The sequence below is a fragment of the Paenibacillus cellulosilyticus genome, from assembly GCF_003182255.1.
GTDB lineage: Bacteria > Bacillota > Bacilli > Paenibacillales > Paenibacillaceae > Paenibacillus_T > Paenibacillus_T cellulosilyticus.
Genome location: NZ_QGTQ01000043.1, coordinates 1 through 15,950 on the forward strand (window position 1 = coordinate 1; position 15,950 = coordinate 15,950).

9 protein-coding genes are annotated in these 15,950 nt (G+C 52.6%); 5 read left to right on the forward strand and 4 right to left on the reverse strand.

From position 1 onward, the window contains the following. Nucleotides 1–197 precede the first annotated feature (197 nt). The 3 genes from DFQ01_RS28900 to DFQ01_RS28910 all read right to left on the reverse strand — a co-directional run bounded on the left by DFQ01_RS28900 (nucleotide 198) and on the right by DFQ01_RS28910 (nucleotide 5,421). Nucleotides 198–1,886 (reverse strand): type 2 periplasmic-binding domain-containing protein, encoded by a 1,689-nt coding sequence (locus tag DFQ01_RS28900; RefSeq protein ID WP_110047406.1) that lies wholly within the window; start codon nucleotides 1,884–1,886, stop codon nucleotides 198–200. A 108-nt stretch (nucleotides 1,887–1,994) separates the two neighbouring features. Beyond that, complete coding sequence (locus DFQ01_RS28905; RefSeq protein WP_110047407.1) at nucleotides 1,995–3,602, reverse strand: response regulator transcription factor; 1,608 nt, start codon at nucleotides 3,600–3,602, stop codon at nucleotides 1,995–1,997. A gap of 16 nt (nucleotides 3,603–3,618) precedes the next feature. Continuing rightward, a complete protein-coding gene (locus DFQ01_RS28910) occupies nucleotides 3,619–5,421 on the reverse strand; it encodes a sensor histidine kinase (protein WP_110047408.1) in 1,803 nt (600 codons plus the stop codon). Between the two features lie 236 nt (nucleotides 5,422–5,657). Here DFQ01_RS28910 and DFQ01_RS28915 point away from each other — a divergent pair, with 236 nt between their 5' ends. The 5 genes from DFQ01_RS28915 to DFQ01_RS28935 all read left to right on the forward strand — a co-directional run bounded on the left by DFQ01_RS28915 (nucleotide 5,658) and on the right by DFQ01_RS28935 (nucleotide 14,160). Next, the gene (locus tag DFQ01_RS28915) at nucleotides 5,658–6,515 is read left to right on the forward strand and encodes an ABC transporter permease (RefSeq protein WP_245946931.1); all 858 of its coding nucleotides are present in this window, start codon (nucleotides 5,658–5,660) and stop codon (nucleotides 6,513–6,515) included. A gap of 126 nt (nucleotides 6,516–6,641) precedes the next feature. Continuing rightward, a complete protein-coding gene (locus DFQ01_RS28920; protein WP_110047409.1) occupies nucleotides 6,642–7,514 on the forward strand; it encodes a carbohydrate ABC transporter permease in 873 nt (290 codons plus the stop codon). An 80-nt stretch (nucleotides 7,515–7,594) separates the two neighbouring features. Then, on the forward strand, nucleotides 7,595–9,808 hold the full coding sequence (gene bglX, locus DFQ01_RS28925) for a beta-glucosidase BglX (RefSeq protein WP_110047410.1): 2,214 nt from the start codon (nucleotides 7,595–7,597) through the stop codon (nucleotides 9,806–9,808). A gap of 233 nt (nucleotides 9,809–10,041) precedes the next feature. Next, on the forward strand, nucleotides 10,042–10,860 hold the full coding sequence (locus DFQ01_RS28930; RefSeq protein ID WP_110047411.1) for a GNAT family N-acetyltransferase: 819 nt from the start codon (nucleotides 10,042–10,044) through the stop codon (nucleotides 10,858–10,860). A gap of 135 nt (nucleotides 10,861–10,995) precedes the next feature. Further along, entirely contained in the window at nucleotides 10,996–14,160 is a 3,165-nt protein-coding gene (locus DFQ01_RS28935) for a tail fiber protein (protein WP_245946932.1), read from the forward strand. 300 nt (nucleotides 14,161–14,460) lie between these two features. Here DFQ01_RS28935 and DFQ01_RS28940 read toward each other — a convergent pair whose 3' ends face one another. After that, nucleotides 14,461–15,702, reverse strand: a complete 1,242-nt coding sequence (locus DFQ01_RS28940; RefSeq protein ID WP_174812805.1) for an S-layer homology domain-containing protein — start codon at nucleotides 15,700–15,702, stop codon at nucleotides 14,461–14,463. Nucleotides 15,703–15,950: the final 248 nt, after the last annotated feature.

Here is a 15,950-nt window from a genome sequence, read left to right on the forward strand (position 1 = left end):
AGGTCCATTGGCAGGCAAAGTTGATCCATGGTATATTGAATGTACAAAGAAACCGTTCCTTTCGTAAATGGTGGGTCGCACTTCCATTTTACCAAAGAACGGTTTCTTTGTGTTTCCTATTAGAAAAAACAGGGGCTGTCCTAAGGTCAAAATTTATGACCTTTTGGGACAGCCCCTTTGGCATGCCCATAAATATATTATTGCGACACCGATTGGAACCATTCATTAACTTCCTTGGTGACCTGCTCGCCGCCGTTCGCTTTCCAGTTGGCGACGAACTCGTCGAAGGCGTCGACCGGCAGTTTGCCGTAGATGATTTTGTTGAACGTCTCCAGCTCGGATTGGCGGAGCAGGTTCCATTTCTCGATCATCGTCGGAGTAGCCGCACCGGTGAAGTAGTTCTGTTTGCGGATATCAATCTGGTCCATGACAACCTTCGCGGCATACCAGTTCTCCGGCTTGCGGAAGGTGGCCAGCTGCTTCTCGTAAGGCGTTTCCGCCGTCCCGCCATTTGCGAGTTTTACGAGGGTCTCCATGTAGAGGCCCGGAATGCGCGCAGGACCTGTGATATAAGGGAACTTATCGAAGAAATCTGTAATTTTTTCTTTGTCATTGGTCGGTTGACCGTCAACGATATCCCAGTCGTAGCCTTGCGCGAAGCCGTATTCGTACTGGCTGCCGACGGCCGGATTCGCCAGGTTCTCGAGCAGGTAGTTGTAGTACAAAATGATTGCTTCCGGATGCTTCGCGTCTTTGTTGATCATGAAGCTGCTGTTGACGCCTGAATTCTGCCATTTCGTACCGATCTTGCCATCCGGACCTGCTGGAACCGGGTACGCTTTGTATTGCGAGCCAGCCACGTTCTTGATGAGGTCCGGCGCCGGCCAGTCCGGCACCCAGTTCGCGCCAGGCAAGACGCCGGCGTTGCCTTTGGTCCAGATTTCGGCTGATTTGCCTTCATCCCACAACGCGGCATCCGGATGGATGTAGCCTTTATCCATCCATTCCTGCAGTTTAGCCAGCGCCTGCTTGGCCCCAGGGTTGACGGAACCGTACTCCAGGTTGCCATTCTCGTCTTTGTTCCATTGCTCCTGCACGGTGCCGTATGCGCCGAACAGCCAGTCAAGGCCGCCCATCCACGTGTTGGTGTTGTTTTTCAGAGAGATCGCCAGTGGATAGACGTCTTTGGGCGCCAAACCGTCCGGGTTCTCGTTCTTGAATTTGTCCATGATGACTTCCAGATCGGCAATGGTCTTTGGTGCTTCCAGATTCAGCTTCTGCATCCAGTCCTCGCGGAGCCATAGCAGCGTGTCGTCATTGTCCGTGTATTCGAGGATCGGCAGGTTCCACTTCTTGCCGTCCTTCGTGAACGGGTACCAAAGCTCCGGATTGTTCGCGGCATGCTCTTTCCAGATCGGGCTGGCGTATTTCTCGAACAGCTCGTCGATCGCAATGAATTGCCCGGAGTCGATCAGCTGGTTCGTCAAGACGGGATCCGTAGGGACGAATACGAAATCCGGCAGCTTCTCGCCCGATGTGAGCGCGAGCTGCAGCTGCTGTTTATATTGATCGGAGCCAGCCGGATACCAGGTATCCTTATGTTTCATGCCCAGCGTCTCCAGCATCCAACGGTCATGCACGTTGTTCTCGTTCGTTTCGCCTTTTGTATATTCTTTCGGCATAATAACGGTGCTGATCTCGATTGGCGGATCGTATTTGCCCTTTGCGAAGGCCGCATCCGCTTCAGACGTCACGGCGCTTGTATTATCCGCGGTTTCGGTCGAAGTGTTAGTCGATTGTTCACTATTGCCGCCGCCATTGCTGCATGCCGAAGCGATAAGCGCCATGGCCATAAGCGGCAGAGCCAGCTTCTTCATTTTTCCCATATCGATACTCCCCCTGCTGTTTATGATGTCTACATGTGTTACTTTACCAACAGCCGAGAGGGGGCTTCTATAGGATTTTCTCAGTTTCCATAGGACTCTGTTAGGTTGTTAGTTGCTTTCGCGGTATTCCTGCGGCGTCATGCCGAATTGCTTTTTGAACACTTTGATGAAATACGCCGGATCCAAATAGCCGATCTCCGTGCTGATCTCGTACACCTTCTTATCGGTCGTCTTCAGCTTATGGCAAGCCGTCTCCATGCGGAGCCTGGAGACGAAATCGCTGACACCTTCTCCAGTCTCGATCTTGTAAAGCTTAGACAGATGCGTTGGATGAAGGTTGACATGATCGGCCAGGGCACGCAGCGAGACGTCGAGATGGAGGTTCGCTTCGACGAAGCTTTGGATTTTGCGCACATAGACGGAACGAATGTCCTTGACCTCGCTCGATGCCGATTCCTTCAGCTTGTCCATGGCGCGGAACGCCCAATTGCGGAGCTTGCCGATTGATAGGAACGCTTCTCCGGTACGCAGCAGTTCCATGTCTTCCCCTAGCAGCCCTTCGAGCGTATGTCCGTTGCGATGGCAGTAGTTCGTGAACGAGGAGGCAATGAGATACCCGGCCTCCAGGCAATGCTCCCACGAATCGGACCAACGTCCTTCGAGCTCCATGAAGATTTCCGCCAGCTTCTCCTCGGCGGATTCCCATCTTTCAGCCTCAAGCAAACTCTTCAGGACAGGCGGGGCATGGATGACGTCGAGCACGCCATTTGTAACGCTGCCGCCCAAGTCGCCTGCCCGGATGACGAATTCCCGTTCGTCCCCGATGATCTGCCTGAAGTAAGCGAGCGCGTGGCGGTATCGGTCAGCCAGCTGATCCGGGAAAACGAAGGGCTCGGACATCACGATCGATAAGGAGCCGTTTAAGTACTGCTTCACTTTCGCCTGCAGGTGCATCGCGGCTTTCTCGAAGCTGCTTTCTTTGCCCGACTTCGTCCTATTTCCTTTGAGCTGCAGCAGGAAGGCGAGATAGCCATGTTCTTCCTTCACACCCCAGGCATGCGCGAAATCACCGAATATCTCTTCGGCAATATTCATGATGGCGTACTCCATCAGTTGCTGGCCGTTGTTGCGGTACTGACCGAATTCTTCCTCCATGCGGACGAGCATGAGTACGCAGTTCCCGAAGCGGAAGGGCAGCTGATAGCTGTCGAGTCTTCGCTCCCATTCGCCAAGCGCCAGCTTTTCCCCGCGGAAAGCGCTCAGCAGCAGTTGTCCGCGCAACAGAGGCATATTCTCCCGAAGAATGTGCTGGGTGCGCTCAAGAGAACTAATATTGCTCCATTCGGCTTCCAATTGTTCAATGGCCAGCTTGACTGCTCCGAGCAATTCCTGGTCTGTGGGGGGCTTGAGCAGGTAATCGACCGCTTGGTTGCGCAGCGCATCCTTGGCGTAGTCGAAGTCCGAATACCCCGATAAAATAATGCATTTCACGCGCTGATCGGACTCGCGGATTTTGTCCATGAGCTCGATCCCGGTCATCTCCGGCATGAGAACGTCAGAGATAATAATATCGATGGGATGCGTCTCCATAATTTGCAGCGCTTCCTGCGCGGAATAAGCTTTATGGACCACATCAATGCCGAGCGTATGCCAAGGCTTGGTGGTGGATAGATTGTCGACCCAATGGGCTTCGTCGTCAACGATGATCATTTGCATAAGTGCGTTCTCCTCCTTACTTGTATGGCGGGATCAGCTGCGCGTCCGCGTCAGCAAGCTCCCAGCACATCTCGGCTCGCAGTCCCCCGAGCTCCGATCTCGCGAACGTGAGCTGGGACTTTCCGCCGAACTGATGCATAATACGCTGATTTGTATTCCAGAGGCCGTAGCCTGTGTCATCCTGGAGCGGCTGCTTCATTTTGCGACACAACGTTTCTAATTGTTCGTCGGTCATCCCGGGACCGTCATCATCCACATAAAGCCTGCAGAGCTTCTCGGATATTTCACCTGTAATCCGGATTTCGCCGGAGGAGTAGGTTTTGCCGACGCCGTGGATGACAGCGTTCTCGACAACCGGCTGGAGCATGAGCCGTGGTACCTGCAGCTTCAGCATTTCGTCGGGAATCGCGATCTTGTAATGAATGCGTCCATTGCGGAGCTTCTGGATATCCAAGTAATTGATGATTAGCTGCACTTCCTCGTTTAAAGAAGCGGTAGGGCGTTCCAGGCGGGTCATGTACCGATAATAGGCGGCCAAATTGTGCCCCATCGTGACGACGGCCTCTTCATCCTTCATTTGGGCCATGTTGATGATATAGCCGAGACAATTATACAGGAAATGAGGGTTAATCTGGGCCTGCAGCTGCTTAAGCGTCGATTCTCTCGCCCGCAGCTTCTCGTTCAGCTCGTTCTCGATCAATGTCTGAATTTGGTTGGACATATCGTTGAACCGGTAGAACAGGAAGGCGAACTCGTTATTGACGTTCGAGCTTATCCGAACGGAGAAGTCGCCTCGCTGTACGCGCTGTAGGCCGACGATGAGCTTGCGGATGGGACGCTGAACGTTGCGGTACAGCAGCACGGAAGCGGAAATGCCGACCACGAATAGAAGAGCCATGGCCGCGTAGAACAGGTTGCGGCTGAACGAAATCGGCCCAAGAATGCGGTCGATCGGTACGACGTCGACCAAATGCCAGCCGAGCGAGGTGGACATGACCGCGCTGACGAGATAACGTTTGCCATCCAGTTCCACGACTTCTTGCATGGTGTCTCCCAAATCCTTACTCTCCAGCAAGCTTACCAATTCACCGGCGAGCTTCTCGTTGGCACTTCGATTCAGAATGACGCCCTCGCCTTTGCGATAGAACATGGGATCGCCTTGCCCGCCTGCTTTATAGGTATCCAGCAAATTCTGAATGTTAGCGTTATCAAAGCTGGCTTGTACGACGAGATTGCTGCCTGTAAGCGAGCCCTGCAGTCCGTACGAATCGGCATAAAACCAATGAAACGCTTTCGGATGCTCCGCCGTTTCGAGCTCTCCGTCGCCATACAGCCATCTGCCCGTCGCGTTCCGCTTCAGATAGTCCTCGTCGTATTCCGCAATGCTGCTCGAATTCGAGATCGCCAATTTATTCTGCTGCGAATAGACGGTGAACTGCACCGGCCAAATGTTCATGACCCCGGATTGCAGCGTCATTTTTTCTTGGATAACGTATCGGGTCTGCATGCGGTCGTACGGGTCGTCCCACACATTAAGCCCGTTGAATTTCTGCACGTTCGGATCTTTCGAGAAGGTGAGAACGAAGTCCATCGTCTGATTGACCCGCGATTCGATTTGACTGGACAGGAATGATAGCTGCTTAATGTTTGACGACTTTAGCTCCTTAACGATGACGTTCGAAGATACGTTGTTGGAGTAGGTGAAGAACAGAATGACCGGGACGAACAGGACGATCAGCAGCCCGTTTATTTTCGCGAACAGGCTCATCTTGGAGCTTACTTTTCTCTTCATCATGCTTATGCCTCTACCGAGCATCATTGCTGATTCCCCCTTGCGAATTGCTTAACAAAACACTATCGATCCTAACAATGTCATATAGTTCGGCGTTCATAACCGTTGCTAATATATATAGCAAAGCCACGTTCGAGGCACAATGAAATTCTTTGGAAAGGGAGAGAACCATGGACGCAATGACTTCGACGGATCATAATCTCAAGACCACACCTAAAGCAAGGAAGAGATCCGGATACCGCGTGCCTTTGGTATTGCATCTCATGGTGCTGCCTGCCGTACTGTTAGTATTCGTCTTTTCCTATCTGCCCATGGGGGGCATCGTAATGGCCTTCCAAGATTACAAGGCCAATCTAGGTTTTACCGGCTCTCCGTTCGTCGGACTGAAGCACTTCCGGTATATGTTCGAGAACGATTATTTTATGAAAATCACGATGAACACGCTTATCTTCGCCTGCTCCAAAATCATATTGAACTTAATCGTCCCGTTCTCATTTGCGCTGCTGTTGAACGAAGTGAGGCATATGGGCTTTAAACGGTCGATTCAGACGATGGTCTATCTGCCGCATTTCTTGTCGTGGGTAACGCTTAGCGGCATCCTGATCGATCTGCTCGGACAGACGGGCGTCGTGAATCAACTGCTGACGTTTCTGTTCGGAATGAAGCCGATTTTCTTCCTTGGGGACGGCACTTGGTTCCGCTTGACGATTATTTTCAGCGACGTGTGGAAAGAATTCGGCTTCAATACGATCATCTTCCTGGCCGCGTTGTCCGGCATTAATCCGGCGCTGTATGAAGCGGCAGAGGTCGACGGCGCAACAAGGCTGAAGCAGACGCTGCATATTACGATTCCGTCGCTCACTCCGATTCTGATCGTGGTCGCCACGCTGGCGCTCGGCAGCGTATTGAACGCGAATTTCGATCAGGTATTCAATCTATACAGCCCGATGATTTATCAGCAGGGCGATATTATCGATACGTTCGTGTATCGCGAAGGTTTGCTCAGCGGCCAATTCAGCTTCGCCACGGCGGTCAGTTTGTTCAAATCGTTGATCGGCCTCGTGCTTATCATCATCTCTTACCGATTGGCCTATCGATTCGCGGGATACCGCATTTTCTAGTCAAACAAGAATCTATAAGTGCGTGTTCAAAAAGTTCGGTTTTCAGCACCGAGAAGGTTGGATCGCGGACTTTTTGAACAACCTCTATAACGGCCGATTTCGCTTACTTGGAAAGGGTGACCCCTCGTGTATCATAAAACGCTGCCTTACCGCGTATTCAACCTGCTCAACTACATCGTGCTGGCCGGAATCTCCATCGTCTGCTTGCTGCCGCTGTATCATCTGCTGATGGTGTCCTTCAGCGATACATCCGCGGCGAACGCGGGACGCGTGACGCTTTGGCCGATCGGATTCAACTGGGATGCGTACGCCCAAACGTTCGGCAACCATAATTTCGTCACCTCGCTCTGGGTGTCGGTGAAACGGACGGTCATCGGAACGGCGCTTGCTCTGGCTGTCAATTCGATTGCGGCCTATGCGCTGTCGAAGGATAACCATGTCTTCCGCGGGAGAAACATATATCTCTGGTATTTTGTCATCACCATGCTCTTCAGCGCAGGTCTCGTGCCCGGCTATATCTTGATTCTGAAGTTGGGCTTGCTTAACAACCTGTTTGCGCTGATCTTGCCCGGGCTCGTGGCGGTATACAATATCATCCTGCTGCTTAATTTCTTCCGATCAGTGCCCAAAGAGCTTGAAGAAGCGGCCTTCATCGATGGAGCGGGCTATCTCCGTACCTTCATCTCGATTTTTCTTCCGGTATCTATGCCGGCGATAGCAACCATTGCTTTGTTCACGATGGTCGGCCATTGGAATTCCTACTTCGATGGTCTTATCTATATGAAAGGCGCGGAGAACTTGCCGCTGGCGAGCTTCATGCAGACGCTGATCGTACAGGGGAACACGACGGGCTTCGATCCGGCCGTCATCGCCAATATGTCGCAGCGCACGCTAAGGGCTTCTCAAATTTTCATCAGCGCCTTGCCGATTCTGCTCGTATATCCGTTCCTGCAGCGATTTTTCGTAAAAGGCATCGTCATCGGCGCCGTCAAGGAATAGCCGTGTGAAAGCTTCGAATGCACTAATAAACGATTGAACTGAACCACTGATAAAACCAACAACCAGGAGGCTGCAATTAGATGTCCAACCAAGTCCAACAACAACAACCGCCGCGCACAGCAAACGGCGAAGTAAATCTAAACGAGCTGCTCCAGCAGATGACGCTCGATGAAAAAATCGCGCAGCTCATTCAATTGGCCGTCCCATTCTATGAAGGCGCAGGGGAAGGGCAAATTACAGGGCCGATGGAAAGCTTAGGAATCGCGGAGGAAACCGTTCATAATTCCGGCTCCGTCCTCGGCATGGCCGGGGCGCAAGATGTTATTAATGTGCAGACAGCGCATCTGAAAAACAATCGGCATGGCATTCCGCTCCTCATGATGGCGGATATCGTGCACGGCTTCAAAACGATCTTCCCGGTGCCGCTGGCGATCGGCTGCTCCTGGGATATGGAGCTCGCGGAGAAGAGCGCGGCGGTCGCGGCGAAGGAAGCGGCAGTGTCCGGCGTTCACGTCACCTTCGCGCCGATGGTGGATCTCGTGCGAGATCCGAGATGGGGCCGTGTCGTGGAAGCGACAGGAGAAGACCCTTATTTGAACGCCGAGTTCGCAAAGGCGTTCGTCCGGGGTTTCCAAGGCAAGGACCTTGCCGGCGACATGGACAAAGTAGCGGCGTGCGTCAAACACTTCGCCGCATACGGAGCTGCGGAAGCAGGGCGCGATTATAACACGGTCGACCTGTCGGACCGCCAAATGCGCGAGTTTTATTTGCCGGCCTACAAAGCTGCGCTGGATGAAGGCTGCGAAATGGTCATGACGTCGTTCAATACGGTGGACGGCATCCCTGCGACAGGCAACGCGAAGCTGATGCGGAAGCTGCTTCGGGAGGAGTGGGGCTTCGACGGCATTCTGATTTCCGACTGGGGAGCGGTCAAGGAACTGATCAACCATGGCATCGCTGCCGATGAATCGGAAGCAGCGCTCAAGGCGCTTAAGGCCGGCGTCGACATCGAGATGATGACGGCTTGTTACGTTAAGAATTTGGCAGAGCTCGTGGAGCGCAGCGAGGTAGACGAAGCGCTGATCGACGAAGCGGTGCTGCGGATTCTTATGCTGAAGCAGAAGCTCGGTCTGTTCGAGAATCCGTTCCGCGCCGCCAATCCGGAGCTGGAGCGGGAAGTCGTGTTCTGCGAGGAGCACAAGGAAGCTGCGCGCGCGCTCGCGGTCAAGTCGTGCGTTCTGTTGAAGAACGAAGGAGTCTTGCCGCTCCGCAGCGATGCGAAGCTCGCGCTGATCGGACCTTTTGCCACGAACGGCGATGTGCTGGGACCATGGTCGTGGACAGGCTCGAAGGACGATGCGATCACGCTGGAAGCCGGCATGAAGGCGAAGCTGACAGCGGATGCGAAGCTCTCGGTTGCGGAAGGCTGCGGGATTCTGGAAGCGGGGACGGAGGCGCAATGGGAGCAGGTGCTGGCTGCTGCACAAGAAGCCGATATCATCGTACTCGCGTTGGGTGAGCATTCGGATATGAACGGCGAAGCGGCATCCCGGGCGGACATTCGCTTGCCGCAGGCTCAGTTGGAATTGGTCCGCAAGGTGAAGGCGCTGAACAAGCCGATCGCCGTCGTATTGTTCAACGGTCGTCCGCTTGACTTGCACGGGGTGATTGACGAAGCCGATGCGATATTGGAGGCGTGGTATCCGGGTTCGCAAGCAGGCCATGCGGTAGCCGATTTATTATTCGGCGACGCCAACCCGAGCGGCCGGCTGACGATGTCGTTCCCACACAGCGTTGGTCAAGTTCCGGTCTATTACAATGCTTACAATACGGGCCGTCCGCAGGGCGCGCCGGATGCGCAGGTCCGTTATGTATCGCAGTTCATCGATATTCCGAACGAGCCGCTGCTTCCGTTCGGCTTCGGACTGAGCTACTCCGACTTTGCGTACGGCGAAGCTGAACTTTCCGCGGATTTGATGACAGAAGCGGCGCCTATTACGGTATCGGTTACCGTGACGAATAAAGGAAACGTCGCAGGCGTTGAGACGGTGCAGCTGTATGTGCGGGATATTTCGGGCGAAGTGGTTCGTCCCGTCAAGGAATTGAAGGATTACCGCCAGATTTGCCTGCAGCCGGGCGAGCGCGCCGAGGTGTCGTTCGTTCTGTCCGAGCAGCAACTGCGTTATTACCATTCGGACCTGACCCACGCCAGCGATTCGGGCGCATTCGTCGCGTTCGTGGGACCGAACAGCAAGACGAATACGGCACTGCCGTTCCGATTGGTGAAGGGATAACGTCCGCTGGTTGGACAGATAAGTGCCCATAATATTCGAGAGATGAACAAAATGATCGCCGCATCCTGTCATATGAGACGGATTCGGCGGTCATTTTTGGCTTGCTGGCGGATAAAGTAATAGGAGCTATTTTTATATTGCGCTAACCCTTATACTGGAATAAAATACATGAAATGATGACAGCGACTACAGCATGCAATAACGTAGGTGCGCGGCGAAGGAGAGAGTTAACGATGAAGGGGCCGCCTATCGTCACGAAGGCGCTGGCCGAACGGCTGGAGCAATCCGAGATTGATTATATGACCTCGAGAGTGAATGCAATAAGAGAGCGAGAGGGCAATCCGATGGGGGCAGAGGTGCGGCGCTTTGGCGATGCCTCGGCCTTTTACGTACGAGAGATGCCATGGGGCAGCTTCAATACAGTGAAAGGAATACGCACGGAGGATATCGAATATATAGACGATATTATCGCGTTCTTCCGTGAACGAAATAGGTCCTTTCAGTTCGAGATTACGCCTGCAAACTCATCTAACGAATTGCTTGGTTATTTGTCAGACAGAGGCTTCCGACATCATGGATTCCATACCTCGCTGTATGGCGTGCCAAGCTTGGAAGAACCGGTCTATTCATCCGGCATTACGATTCGCGAGCTGAAGGCAGACGAATTCGAGCTGTACGGTCAGCTGCATTGCGTTGGTACGGGATTAAGCCCGGATGGTGCTGGTTATGTTGCGGACAACAATCGCATTTTATTTGATCGGCCGGGCTGGCGATTCTATATAGGATTCGTCGATGATCAGCCGGCAGGTGTTGCCGTAATGCATATGTATAACGGTGCGGCTTCCTTCACCTTCGCAGCGACGGTGCCTGCATTCAGAGGCCGCGGACTGCAAACCGCTTTCCTGCACCAACGCTGTTATGATGCTGCGCGTGCGCAATGCGATCTAATCGTTAGTCAAGCCGCTTATGCTTCTACGAGTCAGAACAATATGGAGCGAGCGGGTTTAAGAATCGGTTATACGAAGGCACACTTCTACCACAATACCATTTGACACCATCCATCGTCCCAATCCTCATTCCTGCTTCATTCACTTCTCTCATCCTGATCATCCGTTGGCGCTCTACTTACACCCAGCTATTACTCATTGATAATTAAATATGACCTTTGGAGGTAGATCCCATTGTTCATGCTTCAATCAAGTAAGAACGGCGCGATGCCGCGTCTTCTGCTGGCCATTATCATGGGAATCGTTATGGTACTAGGCAGTCTTGGACCTGCTCGGAGTGCGGATGCCGCTGGGAAGCAGCCTTTATTAGGAGAAATTCGATTATTCCCTTATCAAGACGCACCTGCGGGATGGATGTATTGCGGCGGCCAACAGATTCCGATTTCTCAGAACACGCCGTTGTTCTCGCTCATTGGCACGAATTTCGGCGGCGATGGGAAGACGACCTTCGCAGTGCCCGATTTGAGAGATTATGAGCCTGCGCTTGGAACCGGGTACTATATTGCCCTTAATGGCGTGTTCCCGGGCGCAGACATCTCAAACTCGTCTAAATTCATTAGCGAGCTTCGTCTGTTCCCTTATACGTTCACGCCGGGAGGCTGGCTCCCAGCCGACCACCGTACGATCAGCATTGCGAATAACACGCCGCTGTTCAGTCTTATCGGCGACAAATATGGTTTTTCCCAACAGTATGTTGATTTCCGCCTGCCTAATATTGCGCCGGTCATTCCTGGCGTGAAGTACTATATTGCAACGGAAGGGGTATTCCCAGGCAATAGTACAGGACAAGAGTTTCTTGGCGAGCTGGTCGCTTTTCCTGATCAAATGTACAGCGGAAGCATGGAGCTGATGAAGGCGGACGGAACATCGCTGGGCATTGCCGATCATAGCGAATTGTTCCAAATTTTCTCCACTACTTTCAATTCGAACGACTCCAATAGCCAATTCGGGACACCGAATATACAAGGTATTGCGTCCGTGCAGTACTATCTGGTGACCGATCCGACTAGAGTCCCCTCCTGGGAATTTAGTGCTGGACCCTATAATGATGCAGGGGCGGGCACTTATAAGACCGGAATGAATAAGCAGCTAACGGTGAGTGCGGATAAGGGATTATTGTCTCCAACGCATGATGCCAATCCGAACTCAGCGAGGATCGCAAAGCAGCCCATTCATGGAACGGTTGCGATTCAGCCTGACGGATCTTTCAACTATTCGCCTGACAATGGCTTTGTGGGGGCGGATCGGTTTTATTACACGGTTAACAACAACTATGGCTTTCGTACTTTTATAGTGAACGTGGAAGTGATTGCCCCACCAGCTGTAACCGGTGTCGAGGAGGGGCATTTCTATACGGCACCTGTCACGATTTCGTTCGATTCGGGATCGGCGAGTCTGAACGGTGAGCCGTTTGCGAAAGGCTCGGACGTAAGTGAGGATGGTACGTATACGCTTATCGTTACGGGTGAAGGCGGCGAAACGACGGTTCATTTTACAATTGATCAGACTCCCCCTACCGTGACGGGCGTATCAGACGGCGGTCTATATCATACGGTGGTATCGGCTATATTCTCGGGAGCTTCAGCGAAGCTCAATGATGAGGATTATAGTTCGGGTACGTCCATTACCGATGATGGCGATTATACGCTCGTTCTGAAGGATACGGCGGGCAACACGACAACGGTGCATTTCACAATTGATCTGACAGCACCAACCGTAACAGGGGTAACGGAAGGCACGAAGTATAATGCGCCAGTCACGGTCAGCTTCTCGGATGGAACAGCGAAGTTGAACAACGTGGACTTCACGAGCGGAACCAAAGTGAGCACGGAAGGTGCGTACACACTCGTTGTTACCGATGCGGCAGGCAACGTGACAACTCTCCATTTTGAAATCGTGCTTCCGAGGACGATAAGCTTCAATGTCAACGGCGGCTCTGCCGTTGCCGATCAGCAGGTCAATGTAGGCAGCAAGGTCGTGAAACCAACGGATCCAACGCGATTGGGTTATTCGTTCAGCGGGTGGTATTCAGATGCTGCGTTGAAGACGTCGTACAACTTCAATACGCTGGTTACAACCGATCTCACGCTATATGCAGCATGGACGAAAAAGCGCACCTATTCGACGCCTCCCGCCGTGAGCGGCGTGTTAATTGATGGACATACGCTTAGCAGTGGCGTCACCATAACGAAGAACGGGTCGTTAGATGGCGGTTCCGAGATGAAGGTTACCTTCACGGCTTCTGTGTTGACCAATCTGCTATCCAATGGCAATCATGCGGATACAATCATCAACATCGATGGTGATGGGCAATCTGTCCGCGTACAGCTGCCTGTCAAATCGCTGCAGGCATTAGGAAAGCTTAACGAAGATGCGTTCGTGACGGTTCAAGCGCTTGGCGCTAGTTACAGGCTGCCGGTTGGTTTGTTCCTCGATGCATCTGGTGACGGGGTTGTAACGGTCGTTATTGCGAAAGCATCGAAAGCGGAGACGGACGCATTCATCCTTGCGGCCAAAGCGCTTGGCGTAACACCGCTTGTCGATCAGCCGTATGCGTTTACCTTATTGCTGGGGGATAAAGAGATAACCGACCTCGACGGTCTTTATGTACAACGCACGATTCCGGCAGCAGGCGATGTGGATGCGAGTAAGTCCACGGGCGTATGGATCGATGAAGCGGGAGAGCTGCATTTTGTTCCATCTACATTCTCGTTAGTTGGCGGCAAAACCATCGTTACGATTCATTCCCCTCACAATAGCCTGTATGCGGTAGTGAAGTCGAATCAGAAGTTTACCGATATAGCCAAACATTCGGCGCGTACAGAGATTGAGCTGATGGCGAATAAGCTGATCGTGAATGGCCAATCGAAGGGTGTGTTTGCACCGAACAGCAGCATTACACGGGCTGAATTCGCTGCGATACTCGTACGCTCACTTGGCTTGGTAGAGGCAACGCCAAACAAACCTTTCAAAGATGTTAAGACTACCGCATGGTATGCAGGTGTTGTTGGTGCTGCATCGAAGGCAGGGCTTATTACAGGCTTCACGGACGGCACATTCCGGCCGAATGCGGTCATCACACGGGAGCAGATGATTACCATGATTGCTCGTGCGCTGGCAGTCGGTGGCTATGATACGAACAAGCACCTAAGCGCAGATGCTCTCAAGACATTGCTCGATCGTTCGACCATTGCAGCATGGGCACAGGATGCCGTTCTTCTGGCGCTGGAAGCAGACATTGTGCAAAGCGAGGATGGTAAGACGTTCCGACCCAAGGAGAATGCGACTCGTGCAGAGTGTGCGGTCATGGTGGAACGAATGCTGGAGGCGTTGACGTTCATCTAGTAGAGATAAACGGCTGCGGCAGATGTCCCTTATTTGGTTAGGATCGACGGTTAACCGTGACTAAAGGAGAGGTAGAACAGCAAGAAATGCAGGAATATCTAACCAGTTGGCGGAAACTTCATTGTTCTAGTGCTTAATGCCTACGTACAGCGGTGGAATTTCTAGTTGATGAACCGATATGAGTATAAAAAATGTGACGAATACAGCCCCAAAAGTGCGATTAACATCTCATTGGATCCATTCGCAGTCTTCTGAATAAGGGAAGGCCCAACTCTTCAAGGAGCTGGGCCTTCTGTTTCTTTAATTCTTTACAGCCGCAATCGAGAAGCTGACCGTTTTCGCGGCGCTGTCGACGAGCAGGCTGACGTGGTCGGTACCAACCGTAATCTGCTTGGAGGCGAGTGGCCGGCCGGCTTCGATCTCGGTGCATACGGCATCGAACCATTGGTTGAAGGAGCTGGCATAGTAGCCGAACAGTGCGTTGGCGAACAATGTAATCGATTCTTTGTTACGTGCACGTGCGCCATCACGCAGCACAACCGTAATGCCATACGTGTTGTAATCGGTGTCGAGCCAGATCGATGCCTCCGGCGTTGTTTTCACCGTTGCTGTCGTATCGAGTACAGCGGCCTTCTCGGTGCTGTCCTTGAACAGGCGAAGCGTCGTACCTAGCAGGTCATAGTTGCTGCCGCGCAGCTTGCCAGCGTCAACTAGCACGTCGTAGGCATCCCACATCCGCTTGTCCGGGAACACGACGATCTTCTGAGCGCCGCCGGCTGCAGGCACGAGACGCTGCAGCTTGTCTGCGGACGGCTGAATCGGGATTCTTTTGCTCGGATCGGTCAGCCGGTTTAGAATAACGAGCGCTTCCGCACGCGTCACGACATCGCCGACTCCGAACTTCCCGTTCGGGTAGCCCTGCATAATGCCCTTCACCAGCGCTTCTGCGATAAATTTCTGCATACGATCCGATGCGCTCGTCAGATCCCCATACGATTGCGCGACCGAGCGGCTGAACGACTCATCCTCCAGATACTCCGTCTCTTGCAGCGTATAATACAGCACTTCCGCCACGTTCTCGCGCGTCATATTGCTCTGGAAATCGCTATAGCGGCTCTTGTTCAGAAAATGCAAGTCGCTCGCGATATCGATGAACGGCTTCGCCCAATAGCCGGTCGTGCTTGGCTTGAAGTCATAGTAGCGATAATCCTGCGAAATAATCGTGCGGTTCTCCTCGCTCAATGAACTGAGAAACGTTGATTTCCAGCTTCGCTCCCCGTTTGGATGAAGATCGGAGTAGGAGAGCATGAGCATTTTAATAAACTGGTCAACCTTCACGGGATCGTTAGGCCGGAAGCTTCCATCCGGGTAACCATCCAGAATGCCGCGTGTAACCATGTCCTCGATCGTGGCCTTGCCCCAATGCTGCGAAATATCGGTGAAGACGACTGCAGAGGCTGCATGTGCGGCAGGTGTGAAGCTTACTCCGCCACTAACTGCCAGCACGGCGCTAATCGTTGCAATTGCGATCCATTGTTTCAATTTGAGCATCCCCCATCATCTGTATGCCTATCGTCTATATCGATTGCGACCATATGCCCGCTAAAAATCGACAATATTTAGATAACCACAATTTGGTGAGGCTGTGAATTGGTCCTCGCACCTATTGTGTTATTGAACGATGGTCACGACCGATGATGAGACTTCATTCCCAATCCACATCCTGCCAACATACGGAGGTCTTGGTTTCGTAAAATGATTTTAGAACAGGCGTTCCTGTTTCGACTGTC

Excerpts from the sequence above, each read along its gene's own strand:
- DFQ01_RS28900 (WP_110047406.1), bottom strand. The coding sequence starts at position 1,886 with ATGGGAAAAATGAAGAAGCTGGCTCTGCCGCTTATGGCCATGGCGCTT.
- DFQ01_RS28905 (WP_110047407.1), bottom strand. The coding sequence starts at position 3,602 with ATGCAAATGATCATCGTTGACGACGAAGCCCATTGGGTCGACAATCTA.
- DFQ01_RS28910 (WP_110047408.1), bottom strand. The coding sequence starts at position 5,421 with ATGATGCTCGGTAGAGGCATAAGCATGATGAAGAGAAAAGTAAGCTCC.
- DFQ01_RS28915 (WP_245946931.1), top strand. The coding sequence starts at position 5,658 with ATGGTGCTGCCTGCCGTACTGTTAGTATTCGTCTTTTCCTATCTGCCC.
- bglX (WP_110047410.1), top strand. The coding sequence starts at position 7,595 with ATGTCCAACCAAGTCCAACAACAACAACCGCCGCGCACAGCAAACGGC.
- DFQ01_RS28930 (WP_110047411.1), top strand. The coding sequence starts at position 10,042 with ATGAAGGGGCCGCCTATCGTCACGAAGGCGCTGGCCGAACGGCTGGAG.
- DFQ01_RS28935 (WP_245946932.1), top strand. The coding sequence starts at position 10,996 with ATGCTTCAATCAAGTAAGAACGGCGCGATGCCGCGTCTTCTGCTGGCC.